The organism is Halomonas bluephagenesis, from assembly GCF_054790765.1.
The window spans coordinates 1,225,477-1,238,567 of the sequence record NZ_CP133631.1 but is presented as its reverse complement, the minus strand read 5'-3'; the positions used below and the strand labels follow the sequence as shown (position 1 = coordinate 1,238,567).

Here is a 13,091-nt window from a genome sequence, read left to right as displayed (position 1 = left end):
ACGTGAACAACCGTAGCAATCGCATGATGACAAAGGCGGCCCTTGGGGCCGCCAGTATAGCCGCCGTTCTCGTTTTAGCGGGCTGTGCTAGCCCGCCCAACAACGACCGTACCGAATTGCGCGACGCCGGAGATGGCTTTCCGGCGCTAGCGGGCAACTGGTACGACGGCGGACAGTTTGTTGACCCTGAAAACATTTTGCGTATTCGGGAAAGCCAAACAAAAGATCAAGTACGCCAGTTAATCGGTAACCCTCACTTCACGGAAGGGTTCTTTGGTGTTCGAGAGTGGAACTATGTTTTCAATCTCTATACAGGCAATGGAAACGAGTACATTACTTGCCAATACCAAGTGCACTATGACGATGATATGGCGTTAGAAAGCACTCGCTGGCGGGATGCGCAGTGTCCTGCGCTACTAGTGCCAATCGAAGTGGAAGAGATTGCCACTGAGCCGCGTGAAGAGAAGTTGACGTTATCAGGCGATGTGTTGTTTGATTTTGATAGTGATCAACTTTCGTTAGAAGGTCGGCGCGCCCTAGAAAGGGTGGCAGAAATGGTTCTTAATGCCTACTCGTCGCCGAATGTTCGCATCATTGGTTACACAGACCGATTCGGAGATGAGCAATATAACCTGCGCTTATCTCAGTCGCGTGCGGAGGCGGTCGGTAGCTATCTAGTATCACAAGGGATAGAGCGCCGTGACTTAACATTGCTAGGAAGAGGGGAGTCTGACCCAATAGTAGATTGCCCTGGCCAAATGGCCACGCCCAGCGTGAAGGGGTGTTTACGGCCCAATCGCAGAGTGGAGGTAATAGTTACTAATAGTTAGTTAACGGCTAAGCCTTTTAGCAATGCCGATCTTTTAGCCGAAGCTTTTAAAGCTTCGGTTTTTTTGTATGTGTTGCTTTAGTTGGTTTGTGCTTTTTGAAAAATATATTATGGCTGATTTACATGGCTTAACTTTTTATACAGGTTTTAGTTAAGTTTAAAGATTAGTGCTGATTTTTTTATTAACAATCGTTTCATTGTGTTGAGAGTTTGTTATTTTGCTGTAAAAAAATAAATAAACTCCTTATCTAAATGTTTGTTGGGTGTCTGTCGTTTTTTAAGTAAATGCTTATGCAGGATAACTTAAATAACTCTTAGTTGTTGACCTGTTGTTTTGGGAAACACCGCCTGAAATCGATCATTTAGATACCCCGCCTGACAATGCCGTAATTTTTCACATAGGTGGTTCCCCCCGCTGATGTGAAAAGGGAGAAGCGCAATGAATAACGTATTTCGCCTTATCTGGAACCGCACTTTAGGTCGTCTGGTTGTGGCATCAGAAGCCGCTCGCTCTCAGCACAAAGCGGGGAATGGCAGTAAACAGGTAGGACAACCGCCAATACCGGTACAGAAAACGACAGAGTGCCGGTTATTCACACCACTGAAACCCAAAGCACTATTGCTCGCCTGTGCCACGATGTTGTTACTGCCGTTGGGCATTTCAGACGCCGAGGCACGCAAATTTGCCTCAGATGGTGGTAGCTGTGTTTCAGTTGGTGGAGGAACGGTAATTGGAAGATTAGTTACACCTAGCACCACGTTTGATCCTATTGATGGTAGCGGAACTTATTCAACCGTTGCTGGCTGTAATGCCAGTGGTAATGGCCAGTCGGCAGCGACTGTATATGGCACTTTTAGTCAGGTCACTGGAGCTGGTGGGGCAGCATTTGGTTTTAATGTTAGGGCTGCACGTTGGGCGACGGCAATAGGTTTAGAAAGTCGTGCTACCGGCGTGAGTGGCACAGCATTAGGTTTTGGCAGCCAAGCAACGGCGCTTAATGCCGTTGCGATTGGGGGTGCCGGTGGGGATGGCACGACGCCACTAGCAGTGGCGGACTCAACGCTTGCTTCTGGCTTACACTCGATCGCCATTGGAAGTAACGCAGTTCGAGGAGCGCAAGCATTAGGTGGCAATGCGATAGCAATAGGTGGAGAAACCATTGCATCGGAGCTTTCAAGCACAGCCCTTGGAAATAAAAGCCAGGCGACTGGAGCTAGCTCTTTAGCAGTTGGTGAGCGCTCAGAAGCAACAGCACAGTTTGCTAATGCCCTGGGTATTCAATCAAAAGCTGAGGGACTTGCTTCGCTGGCGGTAGGCCCAGCGGCAAAAGCACTGGCAGAAAGTAGTGTGGCGATGGGGCGGCGCTCAGAAGCCACTGAGTTGCAAAGTATCGCGGTAGGTTTTGACTCCAAGGCATCAGGGGTCGACTCTCTGGCAATAGGCACGGGTGCTATCGCTTCTGGTGAACGAAGCATTAGTATTGGTTTTGCTAACGAAGTTTCTGGAACAGGTTCTGGCGCTATCGGTGATCCTAATATCATCACGGGCGCAGGCAGCTACGCACTGGGCAACGACAATACCATCGAAGCTAATAATGCCGGTGTGTTTGGTAACCGTAACATCCTTGCGGCTACCGCTGACGGCAGCCGCATTATCGGCAACGACAATAACATCAATGTCCCCGATGCCATGGTGGTGGGTAATAATGCGGATGTCACGCAGGCGGGAGGAGTGGCACTAGGCTCTGGTTCGGTAGCAGATACCGCAGCAGGCATAGTGGGCTATGTACCCTTTGGTGCGACGGCAGCAGACACCGCCGCAATTAATGGTACGGTGGCCACTCAAGCAGCTGTGGATATCGGAAGCCGCCAGATCACCAGCGTTGCGGCAGGTACCGAACTTGATGATGCGGTGAATGTCAGCCAGCTTGTTGCTACGCAAACTAGTGTGGCAGCAGGCACAAACGTTACGAGTGTGGCAGAAAGTGATAACCCTAATGGTGGGACCATTTACACCATCAACGCTGATGGTGCGAGCGTTAGCGCAGGCTCGGCAGCGGTGGACGTCGTCGCCGCTGTACCCGATGCCAATAACGTCACTGACTACGCGGTCGACCTTAGCCAAGCTAGCAAAGACAGCCTGACGCTGGCGGACTCCGCGCTACAGGACGTGGTGACCCAGGTCGACGGTGTTGATGTCAAAACCCTGACCAAGGGCGATAACAACGCCAACTTCGTGACGGGCAAGAATATGGCGCTCAGCCCTGACGGTGCGGGCGGCATTGAAATTGCCACGTTGGACAATGTCACCTTCACGGATGTTAAGACCGACACCCTGACGGCAGGCCCCGTCAACATCGGGGCCACCGGTATCGATGCCGGCAACACCACGATCTCCGGTGTGGCACCTGGGGTGGCGGGTACTGATGCGGTCAACCTTAATCAGCTAGACGATGCCGCTGCCGCTTCGAAGACTGAAGTGGCTGGCGGCACCAATGTGGCCGGTGTGGATAAAGCCACCGGTATTAACGGCCAGGACATCTACACCGTTAATGCCGAGGGCGCGAGCGTTAGCGCAGGCTCGGCAGCGGTGGACGTCGTCGCTGCTGCCCCCGATGCCAATAACGTCACCGACTACGCGGTCGACCTTAGCCAAGCTAGCAAAGACAGCCTGACGCTGGCGGATTCCGCGCTACAGGACGTGGTGACCCAGGTCGACGGTGTTGACGTCAAAACCCTGACCAAGGGCGATAACAACGCCAACTTCGTGACGGGCAAAAATATGGCGCTCAGCCCTGACGGTGCGGGCGGTATAGAAATTGCCACGTTGGACAACGTCACCTTCACGGATGTTAAGACCGACACCCTGACGGCAGGCCCCGTCAACATCGGGGCCACCGGTATCGATGCCGGCAACACCACGATCTCTGGTGTGGCACCTGGGGTGGCGGGTACTGATGCGGTCAATCTTAATCAGCTAGATGATGCCGCAGCCGCTTCGAAGACTGAAGGCGCGGGCGGCAGCAATATCGCCAGTGTGGATAAAACCACCGGTATTAACGGCCAGGACATCTACACCGTGAATGCGGACGGCGCATCAGTGAGCGCCGGTTCCGGTGCGGTGGACGTCGTTGCCGCTGCCCCCGATGCCAACAACGTCACCGACTACGCGGTTGACCTTAGCCAAGCTTCGAAAGATAGTCTGACGCTGGCGGACTCCGCGCTACAGGACGTGGTGACCCAGGTCGACGGTGTTGACGTCAAAACCCTGACCAAGGGCGATAACAACGCCAACTTCGTGACGGGCAAGAATATGGCGCTCAGCCCTGACGGTGCGGGCGGCATTGAAATTGCCACGCTGGACAACGTCACCTTCACGGATGTTAAGACCGACACCCTGACGGCAGGCCCCGTCAACATCGGGGCCACCGGTATCGATGCCGGCAACACCACGATCTCCGGTGTGGCCCCTGGGGTGGCGGGTACTGATGCGGTCAACCTTAATCAGCTAGACGATGCCGCTGCCGCTTCGAAGACTGAAGTAGCGGGCGGCACCAATGTGGCCGGTGTGGATAAAGCCACCGGTATTAACGGCCAGGACATCTACACCGTTAATGCGGACGGCGCATCAGTGAGCGCCGGTTCCGGTGCGGTGGACGTCGTCGCCGCTGCCCCCGATGCCAATAACGTCACTGACTACGCGGTCGATCTTAGCCAAGCTAGCAAAGACAGCCTGACGCTGGCGGATTCCGCGCTACAGGACGTGGTGACCCAGGTCGACGGTGTTGACGTCAAAACCCTGACCAAGGGCGATAACAACGCCAACTTCGTGACGGGCAAGAATATGGCGCTCAGCCCTGACGGTGCGGGCGGCATTGAAATTGCCACGTTGGACAACGTCACCTTCACGGATGTTAAGACCGACACCCTGACGGCAGGCCCCGTCAACATCGGGGCCACCGGTATCGATGCCGGCAACACCGCGATCTCTGGCGTGGCCCCTGGGGTGGCGGGTACTGATGCGGTCAACCTTAATCAGCTAGACGATGCCGCAGCGGCCTCAAAGACTGAAGTAGCGGGCGGCACCAATGTGGCCGGTGTGGATAAAGCCACTGGTATTAACGGCCAGGACATCTACACCGTTAATGCCGAGGGCGCGAGCGTTAGCGCAGGCTCGGCAGCGGTGGACGTCGTCGCTGCTGTACCCGATGCCAATAACGTCACTGACTACGCGGTCGACCTTAGCCAAGCTAGCAAAGACAGCCTGACGCTGGCGGATTCTGCGCTACAGGACGTGGTGACTCAGGTCGACGGTGTTGACGTCAAAACCCTGACCAAGGGCGATAACAACGCCAACTTCGTGACGGGCAAGAATATGGCGCTCAGCCCTGACGGTGCGGGCGGTATAGAAATTGCCACGTTGGACAACGTCACCTTCACGGATGTTAAGACCGACACCCTGACGGCAGGCCCCGTCAACATCGGGGCCACCGGTATCGATGCCGGCAACACCACGATCTCCGGTGTGGCCCCTGGGGTGGCGGGTACTGATGCGGTCAACCTTAATCAGCTAGACGATGCCGCTGCCGCTTCGAAGACTGAAGTGGCTGGCGGCACCAATGTGGCCGGTGTGGATAAAGCCACCGGTATTAACGGCCAGGACATCTACACCGTTAATGCGGACGGCGCATCAGTGAGCGCCGGTTCCGGTGCGGTGGACGTCGTCGCCGCTGCCCCCGATGCCAACAACGTCACTGACTACGCGGTCGCCCTCAGTCAAGCCAGCAAAGACAGCCTACTGCTAGCCGACTCCGCGCTCCAGACCGTGGTCACTCAGATCGATGGCACTGCGGTTAAGACGATTGATCAGAACGACAATGTCGCTAACTTTATCAGCGGCGATAACATCGAGCTGAGCGATCTGGGTGGCGCGATTGAAATTGCCACTAGCCCGAACCTCACCGCTGATAGCCTGACAATCAACAATGGTCCAACGCTCAATGACAACGGCATTGATATGGGCGGTGATACCATTACCAATGTGGGGGCGCCGATAAACGGTGGTGATGCGGTTAATCTCGATTACTTCGATGAAAACCGCACCCGTTATTACAGTGTCAATGATAACGGAGTCCAGCAAGGTAACTACGACAACGACGGTGCGACCGGCATCAATGCGCTGGCGGCGGGGACTAATGCGCTGGCCGATGGTAATTCCTCGCTAGCCATGGGCGATGGTGCACGCACAGCCAGCATTGGGTCAGATCAAGTAGCGGTAGGGACGGGGGCCTTGGCTGGTGGCAATAGATCAATTGCGATTGGCCAAGGTGCTCGGGCCGCAACAGATTTATTTGATGGCGGCATAGAAGCTGTTGCCATTGGTAGCGGTGCGTCAGCCCAGGGCACTGGTAATGTTGCCTTAGGTTCTGGTTCGTTTGCTGATGGCAGCACGCTTGCTACTGCGGCTTACCAGCCACTAGATTCAAGTGGCAATCCGATTGCAGTTGCAGCACCCACGGCAACAAGTGAGGTCTCAGTGGGCACTGTGGGTGATGAGCGTCGCATCATCAATGTTGCTGCCGGTGCAGAAGATACTGACGCCGTCAATGTCAGCCAATTAAAGGCGGTTAATGAACTGGCCAGCGCTGGCTGGGATGTTCAAACCAACGGTGACACGGCCACCAATGTGGCGCCCGGCGATACTGTTCAGTTTATCGACGGCAAGAATATTGATATTACTCGCAACGGCGCTGATATCACCGTTGCCACGGCCGACAGTGTGGTCTTTGATGACGTGACCATCACGGGTGGCCCGACGCTCACTGGCGGCGGCATTGATATGAACAACACCACCATTAGCAACCTAGCTGATGGGGTGAATGCTAACGACGCCGTGAACCTAAGCCAGTTGGAAGGCGCTGTTGCCGCTTCAAAGACTGAAGTAGCGGGCGGCACCAATGTGGCCGGTGTGGATAAAGCCACTGGTATTAACGGCCAGGACATCTACACCGTTAATGCCGAGGGCGCGAGCGTTAGCGCAGGCTCGGCAGCGGTGGACGTCGTCGCTGCTGTACCCGATGCCAATAACGTCACTGACTACGCGGTCGACCTTAGCCAAGCTAGCAAAGACAGCCTGACGCTGGCGGATTCTGCGCTACAGGACGTGGTGACTCAGGTCGACGGTGTTGACGTCAAAACCCTGACCAAGGGCGATAACAACGCCAACTTCGTGACGGGCAAGAATATGGCGCTCAGCCCTGACGGTGCGGGCGGTATAGAAATTGCCACGTTGGACAACGTCACCTTCACGGATGTTAAGACCGACACCCTGACGGCAGGCCCCGTCAACATCGGGGCCACCGGTATCGATGCCGGCAACACCACGATCTCCGGTGTGGCCCCTGGGGTGGCGGGTACTGATGCGGTCAACCTTAATCAGCTAGACGATGCCGCTGCCGCTTCGAAGACTGAAGTGGCTGGCGGCACCAATGTGGCCGGTGTGGATAAAGCCACCGGTATTAACGGCCAGGACATCTACACCGTGAATGCCGAGGGCGCGAGCGTTAGCGCAGGCTCGGCAGCGGTGGACGTCGTCGCCGCTGCCCCCGATGCCAACAACGTCACCGACTACGCGGTTGATCTTAGCCAAGCTTCGAAAGACAGCTTGACGCTGGCGGATTCGCGCTGCAGGACGTGGTGACCCAGGTCGACGGTGTTGATGTCAAAACCCTGACCAAGGGCGATAACAACGCCAACTTCGTGACGGGCAAGAATATGGCGCTCAGCCCTGACGGTGCGGGCGGTATAGAAATTGCCACGTTGGACAATGTCACCTTCACGGATGTTAAGACCGACACCCTGACGGCAGGCCCCGTCAACATCGGGGCCACCGGTATCGATGCCGGCAACACCACGATCTCCGGTGTGGCACCTGGGGTGGCGGGTACTGATGCGGTCAACCTTAATCAGCTAGACGATGCCGCTGCCGCTTCGAAGACTGAAGTGGCTGGCGGCACCAATGTGGCCGGTGTGGATAAAGCCACCGGTATTAACGGCCAGGACATCTACACCGTTAATGCCGAGGGCGCGAGCGTTAGCGCAGGCTCGGCAGCGGTGGACGTCGTCGCTGCTGCCCCCGATGCCAATAACGTCACTGACTACGCGGTCGACCTTAGCCAAGCTTCAAAAGACAGCCTGACACTGGCGGATTCTGCGCTACAAACCGTGGTCACCCAGATCGATGGCACTGCGGTTAAGACGATTGATCAGAACGATAACGTCGCCAACTTCGTGACGGGCAAGAATATGGCGCTCAGCCCTGACGGTGCGGGCGGTATAGAAATTGCCACGTTGGACAACGTCACCTTCACGGATGTTAAGACCGACACCCTGACGGCAGGCCCCGTCAACATCGGGGCCACCGGTATCGATGCCGGCAACACCACGATCTCCGGTGTGGCCCCTGGGGTGGCGGGTACTGATGCGGTCAACCTTAATCAGCTAGACGATGCCGCTGCCGCTTCGAAGACTGAAGTGGCTGGCGGCACCAATGTGGCCGGTGTGGATAAAGCCACCGGTATTAACGGCCAGGACATCTACACCGTTAATGCCGAGGGCGCGAGCGTTAGCGCAGGCTCGGCAGCGGTGGACGTCGTCGCTGCTGCCCCCGATGCCAATAACGTCACCGACTACGCGGTCGACCTTAGCCAAGCTTCGAAAGACAGCCTGACACTGGCGGATTCTGCGCTACAAACCGTGGTCACCCAGATCGATGGCACTGCGGTTAAGACGATTGATCAGAACGATAACGTCGCCAACTTCGTGACGGGCAAGAATATGGCGCTCAGCCCTGACGGTGCGGGCGGCATTGAAATTGCCACGTTGGACAATGTCACCTTCACGGATGTTAAGACCGACACCCTGACGGCAGGCCCCGTCAACATCGGGGCCACCGGTATCGATGCCGGCAACACCACGATCTCCGGTGTGGCACCTGGGGTGGCGGGTACTGATGCGGTCAACCTTAATCAGCTAGACGATGCCGCTGCCGCTTCGAAGACTGAAGTGGCTGGCGGCACCAATGTGGCCGGTGTGGATAAAGCCACCGGTATTAACGGCCAGGACATCTACACCGTTAATGCCGAGGGCGCGAGCGTTAGCGCAGGCTCGGCAGCGGTGGACGTCGTCGCTGCTGCCCCCGATGCCAATAACGTCACTGACTACGCGGTCGACCTTAGCCAAGCTTCAAAAGACAGCCTGACACTGGCGGATTCTGCGCTACAAACCGTGGTCACCCAGATCGATGGCACTGCGGTTAAGACGATTGATCAGAACGACAATGTCGCTAACTTCGTGACGGGCAAGAATATGGCGCTCAGCCCTGACGGTGCGGGCGGTATAGAAATTGCCACGTTGGACAACGTCACCTTCACGGATGTTAAGACCGACACCCTGACGGCAGGCCCCGTCAACATCGGGGCCACCGGTATCGATGCCGGCAACACCACGATCTCCGGTGTGGCCCCTGGGGTGGCGGGTACTGATGCGGTCAATCTTAATCAGCTAGATGATGCCGCAGCCGCTTCGAAGACCGAAGTCGCGGGCGGCAGCAATATCGCCAGTGTGGATAAAACCACCGGTATTAACGGCCAGGATATCTACACCGTTAATGCGGATGGCGCATCAGTGAGTGCCGGTTCCAGTGCGGTGGATGTCACTGCCGCTGCCCCCGATGCCAACAACGTCACTGACTACGCGGTCGATCTTAGCCAAGCTTCAAAAGACAGCCTGACGCTGGCGGATTCGGCGCTCCAAACCGTGGTCACTCAGATCGACGGTGCTGCGGTTAAGACGATTGATCAGAATGACAACGTCGCCAACTTCGTGACGGGCAAGAATATGGCGCTCAGCCCTGACGGTGCGGGCGGCATTGAAATTGCCACGTTGGACAACGTCACCTTCACGGATGTTAAGACCGACACCCTGACGGCAGGCCCCGTCAACATCGGGGCCACCGGTATCGATGCCGGCAACACCACGATCTCGGGTGTGGCCCCTGGGGTGGCGGGTACTGATGCGGTCAATCTTAATCAGCTAGACGATGCCGCAGCGGCCTCAAAGACCGAAGTCGCGGGCGGCAGCAATATCGCCAGTGTGGATAAAACCACCGGTATTAACGGCCAGGACATCTATACCGTTAATGCCGAGGGCGCATCAGTGAGTGCCGGTTCCGGCGCAGTAGACGTCACTGCCGCTGCGCCCGATGCCAACAACGTCACCGACTACGCGGTGGATCTCAGTCAAGCCAGCAAAGACAGCCTGACGTTGGCCGACTCCGCGTTGCAAACCGTGGTCACTCAGATCGACGGCACTGAGGTGAAAACCCTCGACGAGAACGACAACGTCGCCAACTTCGTGACCGGCGATAACATCGTGCTCAGTGATGAGGCGGGCGGCATCAAGATCGCCACCGCGGATGATGTCACTTTCACTAGCATCAACAGTGACAGCCTCGCCATCACGGGCGGCCCAACGCTCACTGGCGGCGGCATTGATATGAATGGCGGCACTATCAGTGATCTTGCTCCTGGAGTTAACCCGCAAGATGCGGTCAACCTCAGCCAGTTGGAAAACTCCGCTGCCGCTTCGAAGACTGAAGTCGCGGGCGGCACCAATGTGGCCAGTGTGGACAAGGCTACTGGCGTGAACGGTCAGGATATCTACACCGTTAATGCCGAGGGCGCATCAGTGAGTGCCGGTTCCGGCGCGGTAGATGTCACCGCCGCTGCCCCCGATGCCAATAACGTCACTGACTACGCGGTCGATCTTAGCCAAGCTTCAAAAGACAGCCTGACACTGGCGGATTCGGCGCTCCAAACCGTAGTTACCCAGATCGACGGCACCGAGGTGAAAACCCTCGATGAGAACGACAACGTCGCCAACTTCGTGACCGGCGATAACATCGTGCTCAGTGATGAGGCGGGGGGCATCAAGATCGCCACGGCAGATGATGTTACTTTCACTAGCATCAACAGTGACAGCCTCGCCATCACCGGCGGCCCGACGCTCACTGGCGGCGGCATTGATATGAACAACACCACCATTAGCAACTTGGCTGATGGGGTGAATGCTAACGACGCCGTGAACCTCAGTCAGTTGGAAAAGGTTAGCAGCTCAGCTAACGCAGGATGGAACGTCACCACCTCAAATGAAACAGGTACTGTTAGCAGCAATGTAGGGCCTAACGCGAACGTGGACTTTGTTAGCGGCGATGAAAACGTGGTGATTTCCCATATGCGTAGCGAAGACGGCAGTACTTCGATTGATTATCGTCTAGCCGATGATGTGCGTATCGGTAATAGCGTGTCGGTGGGAGATACATCTATTAGTAACGATGGTTTGGTGATCACAGGTGGCCCAAGTGTCACTACACAAGGTATCGATGCTGGTAATAAACAGATTACCAATGCGGCAAGTGGGGTTGGTGACACCCCGCTGGACGAGCTAGAAGGCGATGCGCTAGGGAATGTCATTAACGCCGGTGATTTGCAAAACGTTGCCAATAACCTTAGTAGCAGTGTCACCGCTGCCAAAACGGAAGTGGAAGCTGGTAACAACATGACGGTTGCTGATCGCATCGGTGATGATGGACAGGTTATCTACACAGTGGCTACCGCAGATGAAGTTAGCTTTGATCAAGTTGATATAGGTAGTGTCAGCATCAATGCAGACAATGTGGATGATAGTGGGAACACCATTATTAGTGGGGTAGGCGAAGGTGGTATTGGTGAAGACAGCACCGATGCCATTAATGGTTCGCAACTCTGGGCGACTCAGGATCTGATTAAGAACCTGGAAGGTGGGGTCATCAACATCGCAGGCGATCTGAGTGACGAGTACATCACTAATAACGGTCGAGGTATTCGCTATGTGCGTACCAACGATGAGGGCCTTGATGTGAGCGATGCGTTTGCCGAAGCGCAAGGCTCCACAGCCCTTGGGTACGAAGCGCGTGCTACGGGTGACCGTGCGCTGGCCATGGGTTACGAAGCAATGGCATCACACCAAGGCAGTGTGGCGCTAGGTGAAGGTGCCCGCACCGAAGCGGCTATGAGAACTGCCTCGGTGGAGATTGGAGGCCAGACCTATCAGTTCGCAGGTGTAAATCCAGTGGCCACAGTTAGCGTTGGTAACGCCGGTTCCGAGCGAACCATTACCAATGTAGCGGCAGGACGGATCAGCGCAACCAGTACCGATGCCATCAATGGAAGCCAGCTATACGCCTCCAACCAGTTTATGGATACGCTCGATGATCGCTTAACTATCGTGGAAGGTGGCTTGGGCGATCTTACTGAAACGGTGGCAGGTATACCCCAAGGGGGCGGAGAAGGCGCAGTCGAGTATGCTCGAAACGATGATGGTTCCATCAATAAAAATACTGTTGAGCTGGCAGGCGATGGTGGCTCCAAAATTACTAACGTAGCGCCAGGCGAGATTGCATCGGGCAGTTCGGATGCAGTTTCAGGAGATCAGCTTCACACGACACGTCAGGATGTCGCTGGCAACACCGCTAATATCGAAGGTAACCGTAACCAGATTGCAGGTAACACTGACAGCATAAGCAACATTAACACCACGCTAGACAAAGGCCTGAATGTCAGTGCCGACCAGGGTGAGCCGGTTAATCGTCAGCTCGGGGATACCGTTGCAGTGACTGGAGATAACAACATCACTACTCGTACTACAGGGCAGGGGGTTCAGGTTACGCTTAATCGAGAGCTAAATGTGAATAGCGTCACCACTGGTAACACCACAATCAATAACGATGGCGTAAGGATTCAAGATGGCCCTAGCATGACGCAAACAGGTTTTGATGCCAACGGCACCACTATTACCAATGTGGCGCCTGGTGTTAATGCTGGGGATGCCGTCAACGTAGGCCAAATGAATGAGTTGGGTCAGCGTTTTGCTAATGAAATCAACAATGTTCACGGCCGCATTGATAAGGTTGAGCGCAACGCTAATGCAGGCATTGCAGCGGTTGCTGCTATGGGGCACGCCCCTTATGTGCCCGGTAAGCTTACTTACCACGTAGGGGGTGGCCACCACGGTGGTGAAAGTGCCGTCGGCATCAACTTTCGCCGTACTGCGGATAATGGCCGCTGGAGCTTAAACGCAGGCATTGCTGGTTCACGGGCAGGTGCCACTATTGGTGTCGGTATTTCAGGGGTGATTGATTAATTCGCAAGCTTGGGGAGAGACT

Annotated in this window: 3 protein-coding genes; all 3 read left to right on the top strand. The window is 55.7% G+C overall.

Going from position 1 to position 13,091, the window contains the following annotated elements:
* Window positions 1-2: 2 nt before the first annotated feature.
* The 3 genes from REH51_RS05485 (at window position 3) to REH51_RS05475 (ending at window position 13,069) form a co-directional block, all read left to right on the top strand.
* Window positions 3-830 carry an OmpA family protein gene (locus tag REH51_RS05485; RefSeq protein WP_234668031.1) on the top strand — a complete coding sequence of 276 codons (828 nt, stop codon included), beginning with the start codon at window positions 3-5 and terminating at the stop codon, window positions 828-830.
* 438 nt (window positions 831-1,268) lie between these two features.
* Window positions 1,269-7,529, top strand: coding sequence for an ESPR-type extended signal peptide-containing protein (locus REH51_RS05480; RefSeq protein WP_498937110.1), 6,261 nt, complete (start codon window positions 1,269-1,271; stop codon window positions 7,527-7,529).
* Complete coding sequence (locus REH51_RS05475) at window positions 7,526-13,069, top strand: YadA-like family protein (RefSeq protein ID WP_498937108.1); 5,544 nt, start codon at window positions 7,526-7,528, stop codon at window positions 13,067-13,069. Before REH51_RS05480 ends, REH51_RS05475 begins: the two co-directional genes overlap by 4 nt.
* Window positions 13,070-13,091 lie beyond the last annotated feature (22 nt).

Bases quoted from the DNA above. Each gene is read 5' to 3' on its own strand.
- REH51_RS05480 (WP_498937110.1), top strand. From the start codon at position 1,269: ATGAATAACGTATTTCGCCTTATCTGGAACCGCACTTTAGGTCGTCTG.